Genomic DNA, 19,753 nt, shown 5'->3' on the forward strand with positions numbered 1-19,753 from the left:
TACGCCTTGAATCAGCGCCAAATGCTCAACCGTGTCTTGGAGTTTGGCGAGATCGATCTGAGTAATAACGCTTCAGAGCGAAACATGAAGTCCTTCGTGATCGGTCGCAAGAACTGGTTGTTTGCGACGAGCCCAAAGGGTGCCGAGGCCAACGCCATCTGGATGACGATTGTTGAGACCGCAAAGGCCAACGGACTGGATCCAAGAACTTACATCGAACGTCTTCTGCACGAGCTGTCGCAGCTTCCCACTTCTCCTACGAGAGAACAAGCTGAGTCTTATTTACCTTGGAATCAGGATCTGAAGCCATCAAAACAAGAGATTGCTTGAACAACGAAGGGGCGTAATCCGAGAATGCGGATTACGCCCCTTCTTAGTTTGCCAGGCGGTCGGTTATTGGGTGCTTACGAGCCTTCTTTGTTTATTTTATGGCTTTGCCCTTCCGAGGGACGCAAGTGGGAGCCTCGGCGGTTCAAGCACACGCCAAATAGCCCTTAGTGGTCTTAAGGTTTTGTCATTTGTGAAGTTAGGCAGGGGAGTTAGGCAATCAGTTGATAGACGCGCTTGAACATGTTCTCCTGGTTAGCGAAGCCGTAACACGAGCGCTTGAGCACTTTGATCTTACGGTTGACGCCTTCGATCGGCCCGTTTGAGTAAGGCGACTTGGTGGCGTTGATCACCCCGGTAAGATTCTTACGGAGCGTTGCCATTGCCATGTCGAGTGCGGATCCATTGCGCTTGTATGTGGTGATGATGGTCGCCAGTTTTCGGTAGTGCCCACCCATCAGGGCATCATGAATCGCCAGGTGGGTGGTGTAGGCGGTCTTGAACGGTGCGGAAACGCTAGTGCCCAGGTCAATGGCGTTCTGCTCGGTAGAGTAATCGTTAAGGCCGAACAGGTAGTGCGCCTGCTTGGCGTCTGGCTTAGTTTTATGAAACAACTTCCAAAGCGAGCTGATTTAACAATGAAAGTCTCTCTATAGTTATCCGGCTTGATGATGGCAGGTGGCCTGCTGACCGCCGCCCTGCTTGGTCCGAGTCAGGCGGCCAAGGCGACTACAACTGATACACCAAAGACCACGGTGACAGCCGACCCGGCCACCCTAACTCCGCGTTCCAGCATTAACTGGCACCTTGGTGTGCTAGTTGGACCATCGCCGATTCGACTAGCACCGCGATGTTTCCGGCCAATTTCGATCACGTCTACGCCACCGGCGAGACGCTTACCCTTCCTGTCGGCTCGCTGCACGTCCCGGGCTTCAAGATTGATGAAAACGCGTCAACGCTCGATTTTGGCAATGGAAGCGTTTATACCTACGCCCAGGTGCTGACCCAGGGCTACACCGACATCGACCAGGCCTACCAGGAATTCAACAGCGTAACGGTGCCTGACGGTGGCGATTATGCAGATAGTACCGCGCTGTTCACCACCGTCTTGGTACCCCAGGCGGCCAGTGTCACCGTGAATTACATCGTGGCCGGCAACGAACACACCGCTGGCCACCACGCTGACCAGCGCTTGCGGTTACACCGTTGACCTGCCGGCGTGTAGCTTTGATGGGTACACACTTACTTCCGATCAGCCGACAACCTACCACATCACCACTCCAGGGGAAAAACACCATCACCATTGCCTACACCCCAGTCACCACGCCGACGCCGGAGCCGGATCTAACCGCTGCACTCACACCAACATCCAGCGCCACGACCAAGACTGCTGCAGCTGTAGTGGGAAGCGCCGCCAAGCAGGATAAGCTACCAGACACTGGTGATTAGCGTCAGGCCGGTCTCACCGTGCTGGGACTTATCCTAACCCTTCTGGCATTGACGCTTCAGTGGCGCTACCGGATTACCTAACCTTAATGATAACATGGAAACAAGCACCTCAATTTACACCAGAACGCCAAAGAGTTGCTAACCCATTGCGCTAAGTGTGTCCTACTTCATTACAAATTTAGGCGAGAAACTATCCACTCCTGAATATTTGGTTCAACCCGTTGAGGAGTCGTAGTGTTATTGAGAAAGAATATGTCACTTTTTAGCTAGACCAATCAGCGATGTCGGGTCGAATGATTGCGGTGGGTACCCGTTTTCACCGTTTTTCACGAAGATAAATGGCATATGGCATATTTATTTTAACTTGATTAATCAACCATATAACCTTTATAGTGGAGTCGAAAGAAAGCGCTACCGAAAGCAGGCAGATGCGCGCATGCCGCGCTCGATGCCGCTGACTTTCGCCGGGGTCACGTGTCGGCTTTTTCCAACCATTGTCAGTTATAAACACCAACACGTCCCCACCGCCACTGGGCTCCGGTAGCACCTCAGCGGACGGTTCAATGCCATTATCTTCGGTTGCCGCGTTGGCAGCCACACTTTTAGCGAAAGGAACGCGCGGCGCGGTCGCTACCGCCGCGTCGTGCTGGTACATCAAATGGCTGATACTCCTGTTTCATTCAAGGACAAGTTCGGCGCGTGGGCGGGTCGCTTCTCCGGCTCGCGCTTCGTTCGCGCCATCATGCAGGCTGGTTACAGCGTCATCACGTTCTCAATCATCGGGGCGATGTTCCTGATTCTGACCGTGCTCCCGCAGGCGTTCCCGATTCCCGGGTTCGCCGAGTGGTACGCAAGCACCGTGGGCCGCTTCGCCACCCTGTTCCAGGTGGTCTTCAACTCGACCATGGGCATCCTGGCCCTGGTCTTCGCCGGCACCTTCACGTACACCTACACGGGCATCTACCGCGATGAGGAAAAACTGGATCTGAATCCCCTCAACGCGCTGTGGATGTTCGTCATGGCGATGTTCATCACCGTGCCTCAGCTCGTCTGGAAAGGCGGCATGATCCAAGCCGTCACCTCCCTGAGCAAGGACAACATCATCGGCGGCGGGTACGCCGTGTCCGCCGGCGGGATCACCCGCATTGCCTCGGTCGGGATCTTCACCGGCCTGGTTGTGGGCTGGATCACCGTGCAGATCTACCGCTTCACCATCAAGCACGACTGGCGGATCAAAATGCCGGAATCCGTGCCGCAAGGGGTGGCGAACTCATTCAGTTCCCTGATTCCCGGCGCCTGCGTGGCCATCGTGGTCACCCTGCTCAACATGGTGCTGGTCCTGGCCGGAACGGACATCTTCAAAGTCCTGTACATTCCGTTCTCCTTCATCAGTAACATTGCCGACACGTGGTGGGGCTTCCTGATCATCATCTTCCTCATCCACTTCCTCTGGTGGTTCGGGGTTCACGGCTCCACCATCATGTCCTCGTTTTACACCCCGATTGTGCTGGCCAACATGGCCGCCAACGTCGATGGCGCCAACCACTTCTTCGCTGGTGATCCGATGAACGCCTTCGTCATCATCGGTGGCGCCGGCGCCACGCTGGGCGTGGCCCTGTGGCTCGCCTTCCGCGCCAAGTCCGCGCAGCTGCGGGAAATCGGGAAGGTCGAAATCGTGCCCGCCCTGTTCAACATCAACGAGCCGATTCTGTTTGGCCTGCCGATTGTCTACAACATCCAGCTGCTGATTCCGTTCATCTGCGCCCCGCTGGCGTCAGGCATTGTCGGTTACGTCGGCGTGTCCAGCGGCCTGGTGCCGAAGATCATTCTGCAGCAGCCATGGCCGACTCCGGTTGGGCTGAGCGGCTTCATCGCCACGGCCAGCTGGAAAGGCGCCGTGCTATCCATTCTTTGCGCCCTGACCTCCTTCGTGGTTTGGTACCCGTTCATTCGTCGCTACGACCGGACGCTGCTGAAAAACGAGCAGGCTGCGGTTAATAAGTAGTGGTTCTTGGCTGCGACAGTGGGTTGGCACCGCAGAAGAGCCTGTCAGTAGCACAACTCACTATGAATAATTGTGAAAGAGATTTCAGTGCCCTGCCGATTAACTAATTTGGAGCAAATTGTACTGAGGAGAATCGTTACCCTGGTTAACAAGGCAGGGATACCGGTTCTCTTTTTGGATTCCATAAGTAGAAGAGTTGGCCCTCTTACAAAGAGCGAGACCTGCTGTTACGCCTTTTTGTGGACCCGATTCGTTTTTACCGGGAACGTGTAGTCCGAGTTTAGCCGCGTCTTAGGCGACTTAATCCGCTCGATTAGTAGCTCAACCATCAGCTCAGCCATCTCTTTGATTGGCTGTTGAACCGTTGGCAATTCCGGAAAGAATGTCCGAATAAAAGTGGATCCATCGTACCCGCTTATAAGCGGATGGTAGTTCATCGTATCAGCACAGGTCTTTACCAGGATTGCCGTAACATCATCGGTACAGCATATTGCATCGTAATCACGGCTCACAATAAGCTGCCCAACCAGTAGCTTTTTTAACGCGATTGAGCTCTCAAACTCCAGTGAAGACGTAGTTACATCGACACCTGCTTGGTTAAATACCGCCATCATGCCGGTTACACGATCATTGATTGGGTAGAAGTCCTCCTTGCTACCCGACAGAATCAATACGTTCTTGACGCCACGCTCGACCACTTTACCGGCAATTGCCCGGCCGCCAGCAAGATTGTCGCTTTTTACCGTTGGAATCTCCTTGGAAATCTGCCGATCAAAAGACACAATCGGGTAACTCGCATTACCGTGCTCTATCAGAAAGTCAGAATGTGAGCCGGTAATGATGCCATCGACCTGGTTACTCTTCAGCAGCTTGAAATACTCCTCTTCCTTTGCGGAGTTGTTCTTGCTCGTACAAAGCAACGTCTGGTAGTGTCGGCCGCTCAGTTCGTCTTCGATATGCTCAAAGAGTTCTGAATACAGCGGATTGTCGAGCGAAGGCAGAATCACGCCGATGGTAGCAGAACTTTTTCCTTGCAGGCGACGAGCAGCGGCATTGGGCTGATAATTCAACTTCTCCATCGCAAGCTGCACCTTAGTAATCGCCGCCGGACTTAGATAGCCCTTACTGTTGATGACACGCGACACGGTGGCCACGGATACGCCCGCTTCTCGCGCGACGTCACGAATGGTTACAGACATCTCTGTTCACGTCCCTTCGATAATGTATCAACATTAGCACACTTCATCTGTTTCATCGCCAATATTAGGGACTTTCAAAGAAAAACATGTAACAATGTGTAACCGATTGCCATTTTTGTAAGCACTTCCTATGATGAAGATGCTTGCAAGCGCTAAATCGATTACGAGGAGTTGCTCTATGACAGTACCAAATGAAGTGATGTTGATTACCTATGGTGACAGCATGGGCGAAAATCTACATCAGCTTAATCACATTCTTGATGCCTACTTCGCAGGGGCGGTCGGCGGCGTTCATCTTCTGCCGTTCTTCCCTTCGTCAGGAGATCGCGGCTTCTCGCCGATGAACTACACCACAGTAGACCCTCGCCTGGGTAGCTGGCACGACGTCGATGCCCTCGCCGAGAAGCACTACCTGATGGTAGACTTGATGATTAACCATCTCTCACGTCAATCCGCTGAGTTCCAAGACTACCTGCAGCATCATGACCAGTCTGATTATGCCGGTATGTTCCTAAACTGGGATAAGTTCTGGCCAGCCAATCGACCAACACAAGCCGATGTTGACCTGATATACAAGCGTAAGGACAAGGCGCCTTACCAAGAAATCACTTTTGCCGATGGCAACCAATCGAAGGTCTGGAATACCTTCAGTGAAGAGCAAATCGACCTTGATGTGAACGCCCCGCAGGCTAAGGCAATGTTCAGGACTGCGATGGCGACTTTCGCCAAACATCACATCAACATTGTGCGCCTCGACGCCTTTGCCTACGCTGTCAAGAAGCTTGATACGAATGACTTCTTCGTGGAGCCGGACATCTGGCAATTGTTGGAGAGCATCTCTTCAGAAGCAGAAAAGCACCAGCTGACGGTTCTTCCCGAGATTCATGAGCACTACACGTTACCGCGTAAGGTCAGCGAACACGGCTATTATACTTATGACTTCGCTCTGCCCATGCTGATTCTCTACACGCTTTTCAAAGGTGATGCCACGAACCTTCTGAGTTGGCTGGCAGCGAGCCCAATGCATCAGTTCACCACGCTAGATACGCATGACGGCATCGGAATCGTTGATGTTAAAGACGTCCTTAATGATCAGCAGATTGATTTCACAACCAAGCAGCTCTACGAACGTGGAAGTAACGTCAAGAAGGTCTACTCTAGCGCAACGTACAACAACCTCGATATCTATCAAATCAATACGACCTACTACTCAGCTCTGGGCGAGGACAACCGCGCATATCTACTAGCTCGAGCGCTACAGATATTTGCCCCTGGGATTCCACAAATTTATTATGTCGGCCTCTTAGCCGGGAAAAACGATCTTGAGTTGCTTGAGGCGACTAAAGAAGGGCGCAACATCAATCGCCACTACTACACCGAAAGTGAAGTTGCGCAAGAAGTAAAGCGACCCGTTGTTCGCGACCTGTTCAAGCTGCTCCGCTTCCGCAATCAGGAACCGGCCTTTGACCTTGATGGCTCACTCACGATTGAAAAGACCGATAACGCCTACTTTACATTGATTCGCCGTAACCAGGCGCAGACTCACACAGCAACGTTAACCGTTGACTTAACAACGCTAAGATTCTCGGTCCAGGCGGATAATGATGTGCTCACACTCGAAACAGAACAGGAGAATTCTAATGACTAAAGGTCTACCGGACGATTTTCTCTGGGGCGGCGCCGTTGCCGCTAATCAGGTTGAAGGCGGTTGGAATGAAGGCGGTAAAGGCGTCAGCATTGCCGATATCATCACTGCCGGCAGCGTTAATCAGCCACGCCGAATCACCGATGGCGTGCAAGCGGGTGAATACTACCCAATGCACATCGCAAGCGACTTCTACCACCACTACAAGGAAGACATCGCCCTCTTCGCGGAAATGGGCTTCAATTGCTACCGTCTCTCCATTGCCTGGTCTCGTATTTTTCCCAAAGGCGATGAATCAACACCCAACGAGGCCGGATTGAAGTTCTACGATGATGTCTTCGCTGAATGCCTTAAAAACAACATTGAACCTGTTGTCACCCTGTCTCACTTTGAGATGCCTTACCACCTCGTAAAAGAGTACGGCGGCTGGCGGCAGCGAAGCATCATTGATGACTACCTGCACTTTGCCGAAGTCTGCTTCCGGCGGTACCAGGGCAAAGTAAAGTATTGGATGACCTTCAACGAAATCAACAATCAAACCGATTTCCGCGAACCGCTCGCAATGCTGGCCGACTCAGGGATTCTTACGGATGGCATGGCCGACGAGCAAAAAGAAGCGCTGATGTTCCAGGCATCTCACTACGAACTTGTTGCCAGTGCAAAGGCAGTAACGCTGGGCCACGCGATTGACCCCGACATGCAGATTGGCTGCATGATCAACATGACACCACAATATCCTGCCTCCTCCAAGCCGGAGGATATTTTCCAGGCACAAAAGGCCATGCAGCACCGCTACTGGTACGCTGATGTCCAGACGCTTGGCAACTACCCCGGCTTCATGGAAGCGTACCTGGAACAGCACAATCTGCGGCAGGATATCACCGAAGCCGACCGTGCTGCCATATCAGCCGGTACCGTTGATTACATCGGCCTCAGCTACTACAACTCAAACACCGTGGCTTACCACGCTGACAATCCTGAATTTAACTTTGCCGGCAGCGAAGTCACCATCGACAACCCACATCTAGCAAAGAGCCAGTGGGGCTGGCCGTTGGATCCGCTCGGCCTGCGTTACTCACTTAACTGGCTTGAAGACCATTACCACAAGCCGCTGATGATTGTTGAAAACGGCCTAGGCGCACACGATGAAGTCGTTGATGGCAAGATTCATGATGACTACCGAATCAACTACCTCCGGCAACACATCCAGGCCGTGATTGACGCCGTTATTGAAGATGGCGTCAACGTCATTGGCTACACGCCGTGGGGCTGTATCGACCTCATCTCAATGGGCACAGGCCAGATGTCTAAGCGTTACGGCTTTATCTACGTTGACAGCGATGACCAGGGTAAGGGCAGCTTCAACCGCCTTAAAAAGGATTCGTTCTACTGGTATCAAGAAGTCATCCGTAGCAACGGCCAAAATCTAAAAGGATAAGAAAGAAGTGACAACCGTGAAAAACAAATTTGTCTCATTCATCAACAAAAGCATTGTGCCGCCGGTGCTCAAGTTCGTTAACTTGAAAGCAATTGTTGCCTTAAAAGACGGCATTATCTTCACTCTGCCATTGTTAATGATTGGTTCCCTGTTCACTCTGATTCAGAACTTCCCGTGGGCGCCAGTCACAGAATTCCTTACCAAAGCCGGCTGGATGGATCCACTGTCCCAGGTTGGTGCGGCAACCTTCTCCCTGGTCTCTATCATTGCGGTGACTGGGGTCGCCTACCAGTACGCTAAAAACGAAGGTGTTGAGCCATTTGCTAGCGCCGTAATTGCGCTAAGCACGTTCCTCATCTTAACGCCAACCTCGGTCGTCTCCGGCAAGACAACGGTGACCGGCGTCTTCCCTCAGACATGGACTGGTGGTCAGGGCATGATTGCCGCCATCGTTGTCGGTCTGCTGGTTGGCTGGATCTACTCCTTGTTCATCGAACACAAAATTACAATCAAGCTGCCGCCACAAGTGCCAAGCGGTGTTGCGAACTCTTTCGCGGCATTGATTCCCGCCTTCTTCATTCTCAGCGGTGCATTCCTGCTCTACTCACTGATTCACTTCGTCTGGAACACCACCCTGATTGAAGGTATCTACAAGCTCATTCAGACGCCACTACAAGGACTGACCGACTCCGTCTGGGGCATCATCGCGTACTGCACGATTGCAACGTTCTTCTGGTGGTTCGGGGTCCACGGTGGCACAATCGTCACCAGTATTTTCTACCCAATCCTGCTGGCTAACCTGACTGCCAACCAAAAGCTTGTCGATTCCGGGACAGCTCTGACCGTTGCTAACGGCGCGCACATCTTCACGGATCAGTTCACCGCAATCCTGGTCAACATGACCGGTACCGGGGCCACAATCGGCCTGGCAATCTACATGGCATTCTTCGCCAAGTCCGCACAGACCAAGGAGCTAGGCAAACTAGCCTTCGTTCCTTCCCTCTTCAACATCAATGAGCCAATCATCTACGGTACGCCTATCGTCATGAACCCATTCTTGTTCATTCCGTTCGTGGTCACACCAACTATCATTGGCCTCTCAATGTACTTTCTAATGCGCACTGGGATTCTGCCGCTGTTTAGCGGGGTAACCGTACCTTGGACCACCCCTGCCATCATCTCAGGCTTCATCCTGGGCGGCTGGCGGCTAGCACTGGCACAAGTCGTGATTATCATACTCTCCTGCTTGATTTACTTCCCGTTCATTCGAAAAGTCGATATGATCAACTATGAAAAAGAACAGGAATCGCTGGGAGAGAAGTCGTTAAACGCATAGATTTCGTATATTAAATAACTAAGAGTTGAGAATTAACGCCCTAATGAAATCCTCGCGAATGAAATCCTCGGTAGATCGAGGATTTTATTGCACGACGCCAAACGCCGCATTGATCTATCTACCGCGACCTAGGTCTGAGGTAAGCACCTAATAACCGACCGTATCGTAAAAAGCAGCGCACTCGTCACCGAATAGCCCGGTGGCGGGTGCGCTGTTGCTTAAGCGGTCTGCTTTACTGCCGCTTCGTCCTGATGCCACGGTAAATGGGCCGCCGGCTGTTCCTCAGTTGGCTCGGCGCGGTACTGCGATAGATTCTCCATAAGCTGTTCGACGTAGCCTCTAGGATCGAGCTCGTTGGCCTTGGCAGTTTCCACCAGCGTCATCCAGATCGCGTTGGCCTCGGCACCCATGGGGCTGGTGGCGAAGAGCCAGTTCTTGCGGCCGATGACAAACGACTTCATGTTCCGTTAGGCCGCGTTATTGCTCAAGTCGACCTCACCACAATCCAGCACCCGGTTGAGCAGCTGGCGCTGGTTCCTGGCATAGGTTAACGCCAAGCCAAGCCGCGACTTCGGGGCCGCCTCCGCCGCATCGCACCACGCTGTCGCCCAGGAGGTTGTAGCCGGAGTAGCCGTCACATTGAAGGCCGCCGGTGAAGCCTCAATAGAGATTCTGGGCGTACTCGCTGGTAGAATCAACGCGCAAGGTGTCACTGGCACGAGCCTTGGACAGATGGCCAAACACCTCAACAACCTAAGTTCAATCACGGCGATGTAGATAAATCAGTAACTCAACTAGCGGAACCGAGTAAAGCTTGACACATACCAACACCATTTGACATAGAACCAGATATTGGAGGAAGATAAGCTAGGGAGGAAGTTGAACTGGTTTAAGTTAGAGTTCGCGTCGTCGGTTTATTTCGTATGCGGGCATTTAGGATATCTATAAAAATAAATTCGGTGAGGTTACAGTTTTTAAAGTTTAATACTTCATTTTTTATCAGCATATCAAGGCCGATTTGATAATACTTGGGCTATTGGATATAGAGGCTGAGGAGACCAGGAAGATTTGTATAGATCAAATATGAACCAAATTATGTCTATAAATATATAAAAAGAATAAAACGAAAATATCATGTAGCTTCTTTTTGGGACTAAGATATAATTTTAGTGAGGAAACCGATGATGAAAAAGATACTTTTATTAGCCACTTTATTGGTATCAGTATTTTTAACTGGTTGTCAAAGGTCTACAGCTTCTAAGCGTGTCTTAATGGCGACGCCATATAGTGAAACAACATTCTCGTTAGGGACAGTATGTACAATCAGAGTATATGATAAAGGGCACTCGCAAGCAGTTCATGATGCTTTACAAGCTGTCGAACACGTTAATGATGAGGCAACACTTACAAAAAAAGGATCAATACTTGATTCTATCAATGTCGATGCTGGTATTCGTCCAACCAAGGTGCCTAAGGATTTCTGGCCGTTAATTAAAAAGGCGGTCTATTTTTCTAAAAATTCTGACGGCCATTTTGATCTGGCGATAGGCGCTATCACCAATTTATGGAAAATAGGGTTGCCAGGGGCACGCGTACCGGCGCAGTCGGAAATAAATACAGCTTTATCATTAGTTAATTGGCGTAATGTTCAATTGGACGACAACCAACACACCATATTCTTAACAAAAAAGGGCATGCGTCTAGACTTTGGTGGGATTGCAAAGGGTTGGGCAGCTGATGAAGCCCGTAAGGTACTTAGAAAAGATGGTGTAACGACGGCTGTCATTGATTTAGGAGGCAATATTATTGTTGTAGGTCATTCTCCCAGGGGAGCAAGCCGGCGTTGGCGAGTTGGCATACAGAACCCGAAGGAAACTAGGGGAAACGCTCTAGGTACAATTATGACTGAAAACAAATCAATTGTGACTGCAGGAACATATGAGCAGTATTTAATGTCCCATGGTCATAAGTATATTTACTTATTTGACGCTAGAACCGGTTATCCATATGATAACCATTTGGCTTCCGTTACGATTGTCTCTCCAAAGAGTGTAGACGGTGATGCTTTGTCAAATGCGGCATTTGCAAAGGGCTTAGCTAAGGGATTACGATACATGAATAGAAAGTCATCTCAAAAAATTCAGGCTATTTTCGTGACAAACGAAAAAAAAGTTTATTTAACTAATGGACTTAAAAATAATTTCAAGTTAAATCTATCATCAGGGTATAGTGCGGGTAATTTTTGAATTTAGCAATAGACAAAACGGTTCTGGTGCAAACAATCTGAAAGATATTCAACTAACCAGCGATTGATACTGGGCTGATGATTATGCTGTTATCAATGCTTTTAATTCGTCCACGGCCGAGAATCCGATGAGACTTAACGTCCATCGGGTTCTTTAGTGTATTGTGTGAACAATTTCTACACCTTAGCGTTGCACTGTAAGCACCTAATAACGTAAGCACCCAATAACCGATCGTATCACACAAAACAGCGCACTCGTCACCGAATAACCCGGTGCCGGGTGCGCTATTGCTTAAGCGGTCAGCTTTGCTGTGGTCTAGATCTGATTTCAAAACAAACAAGCCGCCAATTGCCCCTCGTTTGGCGTAGCTCGATACTGAGATAGATCCTGAAGAAGGTGTTCGATATAGCCTCTTGGATCAAGCCCGTTGGCCTTGGAAGTTTCCACCATCGTCATCCAAATCGCGTTGGCTTCCGCCCCTTTGGGACTGGCGGCGAAGAACCAATTCTTGATGCCGATGACAAAGGATTTCATGTTCCGCCTATGACTCAGGCGAAACTAAAATTTTGACTTGGTTTTTTTCTGTAGATAGAGCTTTAATCCCTTGCTCGACAATTTTGCTTAATGAAATTTTTTTAGTCACTAGTTTGCTAAAAAGATCGCGATGGTTATTCAACATTCCTAAGACTTCTGGGTACGAATTGTTATAACACAGGGTAGTCAGAATGTCTATACCTTGCATAATGACATCATTTGTCATATCGATCTTAAGTGGTTTCCCAAACAGAGCAACAATCTGCAAGGTTCCTGTTCTTTTTGTCAGCTGTAAGGCATTATCAAATGTAGCTTGAACTCCTGCTGCTTCAAAAGAAACGTCGACTCCATTGGGACATTCCTTTCTAACTTCTTCAAAAGCGCTTACATTTATGGGATTTAAAATCCGCTTGAGACCTAATTCCTTTGCTTTGTTCAAACGGTCTTGCGAAACATCGATTACAAAGACACGGTTTGCTCCAGCTAATTTTGCTAAAATTGCTGTTAACAATCCAATTGGTCCAGCACCCTCAACGACGACATCTTGGCCAGCACGCAAGCCGCTCTTCTTAATAGCCTCAAACACTACCGCAGTTGGTTCAGCCAGTGCCCCTAATTCATAAGGCATTCCTAGCGGCATCTTATGTGCAAAAAACGAATCTACGTTAGCATATTCGGCGAAGCCACCATCATTTGAAAAGCCCAGAAAGTTTCCCGCCCCGTCTTTTGCTACCGCATTATTGCAAAAATTATAAAATCCTTTGCGGCAGTTTTCACACTTGCCACACGCAATCAACGGTTCTATTGCAACTGCATCACCAACTCTTAAGTCAGTCACATTGTCCCCAACTTTAACGACTTCACCTGCAAACTCATGGCCTAGTGTAATTGGGACTGTCTTTCCAGTTAATGGATGTGCAACAGTAGGGAGTCCCCAACCCTCAAGATAGGCATGCAGATCACTTCCACAAATGCCACAATACTTCACCTTGACTTGAACTTGATTATTCATAGGCTCAGTAATATCAACATCTTCTATGCGAACGTCTTTTTCACCATAAATTCTTGCAGCTTTCATAATCAATGACTTCCTAACTTCATTTTTTAAATGTTTATTTTGTTATAAGATTCTATAAAGGAAAGTTATGGCCTATAATAATCTTATAAATATGCATTAATGGTGTAAAAAATCGCACTTTAAAATCCATATATCGAAAATACTGGAAAAAACTGATGGTAAGAATAGATTATCCCACCTTATCAGATCGAGTCAAAATCTCCTGTATCCTGTAGTATTGGTTCGATAGCCACTGACTCCTGGTGCTGGGCATCGAACTCGTGTATATTCAGCACTGCAGACTTCATTAATGCTCCGATAGTCATAGTTAGGCTACGTCAGTTAGTTAGTCTAACTATGACTTCAGCACCAATGGCAGATCGCACCTTATCTAGTGGTTTACCCCCTTAGAAAGTTTCTTTGCTACCAATGTGTATGGTACAGAAGCCATAATTCGTAAAACACTTTATTTGAAGGTCTTCAAATCTTTCTCCATGTTCGTAACAGTCCTCGTTTCTAACTAGAACACTACCGTTTACCTTCCTGAAGTACAAGAGAAAAGTTAGACAATTTAGATTTTGAATTAAGCAATCATGGCATGATCCCGGTATTCAACTGAGATCATGCCATTTTTCTTGAAATTCTGACATTGTTAAACCGGTTCTGTGCAAAGTTGAAATTAAGCGTAGATCAAGGTTACTGTGTTTAGTGGCTGTAGCCTATGCTACTAACAATTGGTCGACTTATTGCTACGGCTGAAAAGCCGAAGAGGCCTAGATTATTTCGGTTTTCTTTGTCTTAGTCTATCGGCTGTTGCACTGCGAGTGTAAACCAGGGCTTCTACTATTTATAATGGTATCAGCCTTTCCTGACATTGCCCAAAAGGAAACAAGTGGAGAAACCAACAAACATAAAATGATAATTGTAAGTCTCATATTAAGCGCCTCACATTAGAAAAAAGTAATCAATGTTGGAATCATAAACTCTATTTGTCTGACCGAAGAGCATTCTTATTTCGCCCTGATTTTGCAAGATTTAGCTCAACAATTTTCCCGGTCTCTTTATACACAACCCACTCAGAGATGTTAACAATGTGATCTCCAATGCGTTCTAGCAAACGTGTAACTAGCAAGTAACTGGAAGCACTTTTTGCCATATCTGGGTCCTTTTCGACTACAGGTATAATAGCCTGACGAACTTTCATATAGTACTTATCAACTTCCAAGTCATCCTTAGCCAGCTCTTTAGCGAGTAAAACATCTTTTCTAACATAAGCATCAACCACTTGTTCAAGCATAGTTCGTACTTGAGCAGTCATTGCCTCTAGCTCTTTGTTAATTGCTTTAAAAGAATAATCATCTTCATAGTCAACCGTTTCCCTAGCTATTCCCGCTGCGTGATCACCAATTCTCTCAAGGTCTGCGCTGGCTTTTAATACCGTTACTACTTCCCTGAAGTCATTGGCGACAGGTTGCTGCAACGCCATTACTCGGAGCGCAAGCTTCTCTAAGGATATTTCGTCATTGTTAATTGAGATGTCAGATTTAGTAACGGTACTTGCTAGTCTCTCATCATGATTAAGAAAAGCATTCACCGCCTTGTAAATTTGTTCATTTGTTTGCATGCCCATCTCTACAAAACTGACATTTAACTTTTTCATTTCATTTATCAACGTCGATCTCATGCTTTTTCCTCCTCATAAATTCTAAAAGAAAAGTGTTGAATTAGCATAGACGATCCGGGTACTAATAAGAAGAACGAAAGACTATCCGAATCGGCCGTTCAAGTAATCACTAGTTTCCTTGCGGTCCGGATTAATAAATATCTTTTTTGTTTTTCCATACTCGATCAGTTTACCATTCAACATAAACGCCGTTCGGTCTGATATTCTAGATGCTTGTTGCATGTTGTGAGTTACTATTATGATAGTGTAGTTTTTTTTCAAATCTAAAAGCGTGTCTTCAATCTGGCCACTAGATATAGGATCCAGTGCACTAGTAGGCTCGTCTAACAAAATGATTTGTGGATGAACTGCTAAAACACGTGCTATGCAAATACGTTGCTGTTGACCGCCAGAAAATGAAAGAGCATTTTTATGCAACTCATCTTTTAGCTCCTCCCAAATAGCAGCCTGCTTAAGACTAGTCTCCACTCGTTCTGATAATATGCTCTTATCCCGAACTCCAGCCATTCTTAGGCCATACGTAACGTTGTCATAAACCGAAAATGGAAATGGATTAGGCTGTTGGAAGACCATACCAACCCGCTTCCTCAACTGAACAATGTCTATCGATGGCGCGTATATGTCCTTTCCTTGCAGCTTTATTGTCCCAGTCACTTTTGTACCTGGAATTAAATCATTCATTCGGTTAAGGCAGCGTAAGTATGTCGACTTGCCACAACCTGAGGGCCCAATTAAGGCTGAAATCTCATTTTGTTTAAAGTTCAAATTAATTCCGTGTAACGCCTCATGCTCGCCATAGTACAAGCGCACATCTTTAGATGTTATTAGTTGCTCGTCCATTTCTATCCCTTCTTCTCAACCAAAAGCCCCTGTAACGTAGTCATTCGTGGCCTCTTTATCTGGATGAGTAAATATATTTTCGGTTTTGTCAAACTCAATCACATGTCCTAAATGAAAAAAGGCTGTATAAGAGCTGATTCTGGCGGCTTGCTGCATATTGTGAGTAACAATGATTACTGTATATTTGCTCGATAACTCAGTGATAGTTTCCTCTATTTTGCTGGTCGATATAGGATCTAAGGCGCTAGCAGGTTCATCTAGAAGTAAAACTTCCGGTTGTGTGGCAAGTGCTCTTGCAATACATAGTCTTTGCTGCTGGCCTCCAGACAACGACAATGCACTATCGTTTAAGTGGTCTTTTACCTCGTTCCATAGTGCTGCCCCTTTCAAACTTTCTTCTACTATTTGTTCCAAGGTTGCTCTGTCTTTGGTTCCATGTGCTTTGGGAGAAAATGTGAGGTTATCGTAGATTGATTTAGCAAAGGGGTTAGGTCTTTGAAACACCATTCCGATGTTTTTCCGAACAGAGTATATGTTTGCTTTAGACGAGTTAATATCTACTTTTTTATATATAATTTTCCCCTTAACAAGTGCAATTTTATCATTCATTCGATTCAAGCAACGTAGAAATGTGGACTTTCCTGACCCAGATGCCCCTATCAGAGCTGTAATCTTCTTCTCAGGGAAAGCCAAGCTTGCATTAAACATGGCCTGGTTTTTTCCACCATAAAACACACTTATATGTTCAGCTCTAATTGCTACTGGATCAATAGTATCCGCAATATAGTTATCGTTAAGATTATATTTATCCATTTTTACATCCTCATTTTGTAGCCGTTATTTTTCTAAAAAGATGATGGCTAATAATCCTGGCAGATAGATTGAAAATTAATACAACCGCAATTAGAACAGCAGAGGACCCAGCAGAGATTGCACTCGCATCAGGCGTTACTCCTTCAGTATTTAGTTTCCAAATATGAACTGCCAGAGTCTCCGCTGGCCGCATTGGATTTAAAAAGCTTCCTGTTGAAAGCGGGTTCCAGTTTGAGTAGTCTAGCACTGGAGCGCTCTGTCCTGCGGTATAAATCAGGGCAGCAGCTTCACCAAAAACCCTACCACCGCTCAAAATTATGCCCGTAACAATTCCCGGAAGAGCTTCTGGTAATACAACACCAGTAATCGTTTTCCAATCAGATAGACCGAGAGATCTGCCAGCTTCCCGTTGTAAATCTGACACCGAATTAAGGGATTCTTCGATGCTTCTCGTCAACAAGGGCAGATTGAAAAATGTCAGTGCAATTGCCCCAGATAAAATAGAAAATCCCATGCCAAATCTGATGACAAACAATAAATAACCGAACAATCCCACGACTACTGAAGGTAAAGAGCTGAGGACCTCAATGCTAGTTCTGATTAGATTGGTAATCCAGTTCTTAGGCGCATATTCGCTTAAGTAGATTCCTGACCCTAAGGCTATTGGAAATGAGATAATTAAGGTCAAAACCAGTAAGTACACAGAGTTAAAAAGTTGATCTCTAATGCCCCCACCCGCCATGAATGACTGAGAAACAGTAGTCAAAAATTTCCACGAGAGGTGTGGTAACCCCTGAATAAAAACAAATCCTAGGATAAACACAAGAACTGCGACGACGACCCCAACTAGCATATATATTCCCAATGTCGCTATTCGATCTGCTCTCTTAGCGTTCATTTCTTAATTTCACCTCGCTTCGCAATTAACCTGACAAGAAGATTGAAAAAAAGGGACATGGCCAGCAGGACAAGGGCTAAAGACCAAAGCGCATTATTCGCAACGTTTCCCATTACTGTATTTCCAATTTGGGTCGTTAGCTGGCTTGTTAGTGTTGCCGCTGGAGAGATTAAGTTTTTTGGCATTAGCGCTGCATTGCCAATAACCATCTGTACCGCTAAAGCCTCACCGAATGCACGTGCCATGCCAAAAATAATGGATGTTATCAAACCTGGCGTGGCTGCTCGAAGAGTAACGTGGAAAATAGTCTGCCATCGTGTGGCTCCCAAAGCTAGGGATCCTTGCTTATAGTGTGAAGGAATTGCTCGCAAGCTCTCAACTGCAAGCGAGCTAACTGTGGGAAGAATCATAACAAAAAGAACAAACGTACCTGCCAGGATGCCAAACCCTGTACCTCCATACAGATGACGTATTGCAGGTACCACGACGGTGAGACCAATAAATCCATAGACAACTGAAGGTATACCAACCAGCAGTTCTAGAACAGCCTGAAGAATTCCTTTGCCATTTTTGCTGGCATACTCCGAAATGAAAAGAGCAACTGCAAACGCAAATGGTGTCGTTAATAGAGCTGCAAATAGCGTGACAGAGAATGATGTTACAATCATTGGTGCGGCACCCACTTGAGGTTTCCCGGATGTATCAATCTGCCCAGGATTCCAAGTGGTATTGGTTAAAAAGTCCCATAAGCTTGCGTGATTTTCAATAAATGTAGATGCTCCTTTTGACGTGACAAAGTATAAGATAGAGACCACTAAGATAACAACAAGAGTGATGCAAAAGAAACATAGAATACGTCCTGTATAGTCTTCCCTTGTTTCTTTTGACTTTCCGATCAATTCATTATTCTCTTTTGGCATACACTATGCTCCTATAACAAACGCCCCGTGCCGTCCATTAAGACGGGCCGGGGCGTCACCACCAAATGGCTATTTATCGGTAACCTTATTATTGGAATCCTTTTGAACCTTCATATTGGAAATGCTGATGTAGCCGAGTGACTTAACTGGCCCCGTCTGGACTTCATTGGAAGTGACATACTTCAAAAACGCACTTGTAGCAGGATTAGCTTTGCCCTTTGTATACATGTGCTCGTAAGACCAAATCTTCCAATCATTTGTTTCAACATTTTTGTCAGTAGGCTTCACGTTATCAATCGACAGCGCTTGCACACCGCTATCTACATAAGAAAATGCGAGATAGCTGATGGCTCCAGGAGTTGTTGAAACAATCTTTTGCACAGTACCATTAGAATCTTGTTCTTGAGATGTCATTGCTGTTTCACCATTCATCACAGCAGATTCAAAGGTGGCCCGTGTACCGCTACCTTTAACTCGATTGATCACAACAATCTTTTGATCCTTGCCACCGAGAGACTTCCAGTTTGTTGTTTTGCCGGTAAAAATATCACGTAACTGGCTCATAGAGACATTTTTTACACCTACACCTGGATTTACAACTGGCGTCATTCCTACTACAGCAACTTTATGATCGACAAGTTTCTTAGCATCCACCCCGCTTTGGCCTTCCGCGAAGATATCCGAGTTCCCGATTGTAACAGCCCCTTGTGAAACCTGACTTAAACCCGTCCCGGAACCGCCACCTTGGACCGTGATGGTAACTCCTGGATTGTCTGTTTGGAAATCTTCAGCAACTTTTTCAATCAGCGGCTGCAGCGCAGTAGAACCGACTGCAACAATCTTCCCAGAGAGCTTAGCAGTGTTTGAAGTCTTAGCAGAGCTGGATGACTTGCTCGTTGAATTGTTTGAACCGCATCCATATAGAATAGCGCTTGCTGCAATAAAAGTGACTGCTACTCCCAGTACTTTTTTAATCGTCATCAGAAAAACATTTCCCTTCGTCTTATAATATTCTTGAACAGTCTTATTGTAGCCAACAAATGTAACTACAATATCTTTTTCCTGTAAATCAAAAACCAGTTTTCAGAAAATAATGTGTAAACCGTAAACGTCTGGTAAAGCTTTGAGATCCAACGGTTCTGGTGCAAAGTTTACTCAGGGAGAGTGCATCCTGTATCATGAATTGAAACTGGAGGTTTTCAGATGACTGATCATTTTAAAGGACGGCAATTCAATCAATCAGTGATTACTTTTGCCGTAGGCTACTACTTGCGTTACAACATCAGTTATCGAGATCTAGTTGAAATGATGCGCGACCGTGGTATTTTCGTGCATCACACAACCCTCATGCGTTGGGTACAA

The 19,753-nt window shown here is 46.9% G+C and carries 19 protein-coding genes and 2 pseudogenes; 9 read left to right on the plus strand and 12 right to left on the minus strand.

Annotated features, from left to right (window positions below; genetic code table 11):
• The coding region (locus tag AAA927_RS12255) for an IS66 family transposase (protein WP_338218088.1) at positions 1-330 on the plus strand (330 nt) is incomplete at its 5' end.
• Between the two features lie 209 nt (positions 331-539).
• Here the strand turns inward: AAA927_RS12255 and AAA927_RS12260 are convergent.
• A pseudogene (locus AAA927_RS12260) lies at positions 540-959 on the minus strand (transposase); the annotation flags it as partial.
• Positions 960-1,177: 218 nt separating this feature from the next.
• Between AAA927_RS12260 and AAA927_RS12265 the strand changes: the two are divergent.
• Positions 1,178-1,537, plus strand: coding sequence for a hypothetical protein (locus AAA927_RS12265; protein WP_338218089.1), 360 nt, complete (start codon positions 1,178-1,180; stop codon positions 1,535-1,537).
• A gap of 20 nt (positions 1,538-1,557) precedes the next feature.
• Positions 1,558-1,776 (plus strand): hypothetical protein, encoded by a 219-nt coding sequence (locus AAA927_RS12270; protein WP_338218090.1) that lies wholly within the window; start codon positions 1,558-1,560, stop codon positions 1,774-1,776.
• Positions 1,777-2,092: 316 nt separating this feature from the next.
• Here the strand turns inward: AAA927_RS12270 and AAA927_RS12275 are convergent, their stop codons facing one another.
• Positions 2,093-2,434 carry a hypothetical protein gene (locus tag AAA927_RS12275; protein ID WP_338218091.1) on the minus strand — a complete coding sequence of 114 codons (342 nt, stop codon included), beginning with the start codon at positions 2,432-2,434 and terminating at the stop codon, positions 2,093-2,095.
• On the opposite strand from AAA927_RS12275, the gene celB reads away from it, so the two are divergent.
• Entirely contained in the window at positions 2,435-3,781 is a 1,347-nt protein-coding gene (celB, locus tag AAA927_RS12280) for a PTS cellobiose transporter subunit IIC (RefSeq protein WP_203664828.1), read from the plus strand.
• A 227-nt stretch (positions 3,782-4,008) separates the two neighbouring features.
• Here the strand turns inward: celB and AAA927_RS12285 are convergent, their stop codons facing one another.
• Positions 4,009-4,980 carry a LacI family DNA-binding transcriptional regulator gene (locus AAA927_RS12285; RefSeq protein WP_338218092.1) on the minus strand — a complete coding sequence of 324 codons (972 nt, stop codon included), beginning with the start codon at positions 4,978-4,980 and terminating at the stop codon, positions 4,009-4,011.
• A gap of 178 nt (positions 4,981-5,158) precedes the next feature.
• Here AAA927_RS12285 and gtfA point away from each other — a divergent pair, with 178 nt between their 5' ends.
• Genes gtfA through AAA927_RS12300 form a run of 3 tightly spaced genes read left to right on the plus strand, consistent with a single transcriptional unit; the run spans position 5,159 to position 9,399 of the window.
• Positions 5,159-6,628, plus strand: a complete 1,470-nt coding sequence (gene gtfA, locus AAA927_RS12290; protein WP_338218093.1) for a sucrose phosphorylase — start codon at positions 5,159-5,161, stop codon at positions 6,626-6,628.
• Complete coding sequence (locus AAA927_RS12295; RefSeq protein WP_338218094.1) at positions 6,621-8,063, plus strand: 6-phospho-beta-glucosidase; 1,443 nt, start codon at positions 6,621-6,623, stop codon at positions 8,061-8,063. The genes gtfA and AAA927_RS12295 overlap by 8 nt, the downstream gene beginning before the upstream one ends.
• Positions 8,064-8,079: 16 nt before the next feature.
• A complete protein-coding gene (locus tag AAA927_RS12300; protein ID WP_338218095.1) occupies positions 8,080-9,399 on the plus strand; it encodes a PTS sugar transporter subunit IIC in 1,320 nt (439 codons plus the stop codon).
• Between the two features lie 218 nt (positions 9,400-9,617).
• Here AAA927_RS12300 and AAA927_RS12305 read toward each other — a convergent pair whose 3' ends face one another.
• Positions 9,618-9,860, minus strand: coding sequence for a hypothetical protein (locus AAA927_RS12305; protein WP_338218096.1), 243 nt, complete (start codon positions 9,858-9,860; stop codon positions 9,618-9,620).
• A gap of 720 nt (positions 9,861-10,580) precedes the next feature.
• Between AAA927_RS12305 and AAA927_RS12310 the strand changes: the two genes are divergently transcribed.
• Positions 10,581-11,645: an FAD:protein FMN transferase gene (locus AAA927_RS12310; protein ID WP_338218097.1), complete on the plus strand. Its 1,065-nt coding sequence runs from the start codon at positions 10,581-10,583 to the stop codon at positions 11,643-11,645.
• Between the two features lie 327 nt (positions 11,646-11,972).
• Here the strand turns inward: AAA927_RS12310 and AAA927_RS12315 are convergent, their stop codons facing one another.
• The 8 genes from AAA927_RS12315 to AAA927_RS12350 form a co-directional block, all read right to left on the minus strand.
• A complete protein-coding gene (locus AAA927_RS12315; RefSeq protein WP_338218098.1) occupies positions 11,973-12,179 on the minus strand; it encodes a hypothetical protein in 207 nt (68 codons plus the stop codon).
• Between the two features lie 7 nt (positions 12,180-12,186).
• Positions 12,187-13,257, minus strand: coding sequence for a 2,3-butanediol dehydrogenase (locus AAA927_RS12320; RefSeq protein WP_338218099.1), 1,071 nt, complete (start codon positions 13,255-13,257; stop codon positions 12,187-12,189).
• Positions 13,258-14,221: 964 nt separating this feature from the next.
• Entirely contained in the window at positions 14,222-14,920 is a 699-nt protein-coding gene (gene phoU, locus AAA927_RS12325; protein ID WP_338218100.1) for a phosphate signaling complex protein PhoU, read from the minus strand.
• Between the two features lie 81 nt (positions 14,921-15,001).
• On the minus strand, positions 15,002-15,760 hold the full coding sequence (pstB, locus tag AAA927_RS12330) for a phosphate ABC transporter ATP-binding protein PstB (protein WP_338218101.1): 759 nt from the start codon (positions 15,758-15,760) through the stop codon (positions 15,002-15,004).
• Positions 15,761-15,775: 15 nt separating this feature from the next.
• On the minus strand, positions 15,776-16,573 hold the full coding sequence (gene pstB / locus AAA927_RS12335) for a phosphate ABC transporter ATP-binding protein PstB (protein ID WP_338218102.1): 798 nt from the start codon (positions 16,571-16,573) through the stop codon (positions 15,776-15,778).
• A gap of 10 nt (positions 16,574-16,583) precedes the next feature.
• Positions 16,584-17,471, minus strand: coding sequence for a phosphate ABC transporter permease PstA (gene pstA, locus AAA927_RS12340; protein WP_338218103.1), 888 nt, complete (start codon positions 17,469-17,471; stop codon positions 16,584-16,586).
• On the minus strand, positions 17,468-18,391 hold the full coding sequence (gene pstC / locus AAA927_RS12345) for a phosphate ABC transporter permease subunit PstC (RefSeq protein WP_338218104.1): 924 nt from the start codon (positions 18,389-18,391) through the stop codon (positions 17,468-17,470). Before pstC ends, pstA begins: the two co-directional genes overlap by 4 nt.
• A gap of 69 nt (positions 18,392-18,460) precedes the next feature.
• Complete coding sequence (locus AAA927_RS12350; RefSeq protein ID WP_338218105.1) at positions 18,461-19,372, minus strand: phosphate ABC transporter substrate-binding protein; 912 nt, start codon at positions 19,370-19,372, stop codon at positions 18,461-18,463.
• A 222-nt stretch (positions 19,373-19,594) separates the two neighbouring features.
• On the opposite strand from AAA927_RS12350, the pseudogene AAA927_RS12355 reads away from it, so the two are divergent.
• Positions 19,595-19,753 (plus strand): annotated as a pseudogene (locus AAA927_RS12355) (IS6 family transposase); the annotation flags it as partial.

This window comes from Lacticaseibacillus salsurivasis (assembly GCF_036246225.1).
Taxonomy (GTDB): domain Bacteria; phylum Bacillota; class Bacilli; order Lactobacillales; family Lactobacillaceae; genus Lacticaseibacillus; species Lacticaseibacillus salsurivasis.

Excerpts from the sequence above, each read along its gene's own strand:
- AAA927_RS12270 (WP_338218090.1), top strand. The coding sequence starts at position 1,558 with ATGGGTACACACTTACTTCCGATCAGCCGACAACCTACCACATCACCA.
- phoU (WP_338218100.1), bottom strand. The coding sequence starts at position 14,920 with ATGAGATCGACGTTGATAAATGAAATGAAAAAGTTAAATGTCAGTTTT.
- pstB (WP_338218102.1), bottom strand. The coding sequence starts at position 16,573 with ATGGATAAATATAATCTTAACGATAACTATATTGCGGATACTATTGAT.
- celB (WP_203664828.1), top strand. The coding sequence starts at position 2,435 with ATGGCTGATACTCCTGTTTCATTCAAGGACAAGTTCGGCGCGTGGGCG.
- AAA927_RS12315 (WP_338218098.1), bottom strand. The coding sequence starts at position 12,179 with ATGAAATCCTTTGTCATCGGCATCAAGAATTGGTTCTTCGCCGCCAGT.
- AAA927_RS12305 (WP_338218096.1), bottom strand. The coding sequence starts at position 9,860 with ATGAAGTCGTTTGTCATCGGCCGCAAGAACTGGCTCTTCGCCACCAGC.
- AAA927_RS12295 (WP_338218094.1), top strand. The coding sequence starts at position 6,621 with ATGACTAAAGGTCTACCGGACGATTTTCTCTGGGGCGGCGCCGTTGCC.
- AAA927_RS12265 (WP_338218089.1), top strand. The coding sequence starts at position 1,178 with ATGTTTCCGGCCAATTTCGATCACGTCTACGCCACCGGCGAGACGCTT.
- AAA927_RS12310 (WP_338218097.1), top strand. The coding sequence starts at position 10,581 with ATGATGAAAAAGATACTTTTATTAGCCACTTTATTGGTATCAGTATTT.
- AAA927_RS12320 (WP_338218099.1), bottom strand. The coding sequence starts at position 13,257 with ATGAAAGCTGCAAGAATTTATGGTGAAAAAGACGTTCGCATAGAAGAT.
- AAA927_RS12350 (WP_338218105.1), bottom strand. The coding sequence starts at position 19,372 with ATGACGATTAAAAAAGTACTGGGAGTAGCAGTCACTTTTATTGCAGCA.
- gtfA (WP_338218093.1), top strand. The coding sequence starts at position 5,159 with ATGACAGTACCAAATGAAGTGATGTTGATTACCTATGGTGACAGCATG.
- AAA927_RS12285 (WP_338218092.1), bottom strand. The coding sequence starts at position 4,980 with ATGTCTGTAACCATTCGTGACGTCGCGCGAGAAGCGGGCGTATCCGTG.
- pstB (WP_338218101.1), bottom strand. The coding sequence starts at position 15,760 with ATGGACGAGCAACTAATAACATCTAAAGATGTGCGCTTGTACTATGGC.
- pstA (WP_338218103.1), bottom strand. The coding sequence starts at position 17,471 with ATGAACGCTAAGAGAGCAGATCGAATAGCGACATTGGGAATATATATG.
- pstC (WP_338218104.1), bottom strand. The coding sequence starts at position 18,391 with ATGCCAAAAGAGAATAATGAATTGATCGGAAAGTCAAAAGAAACAAGG.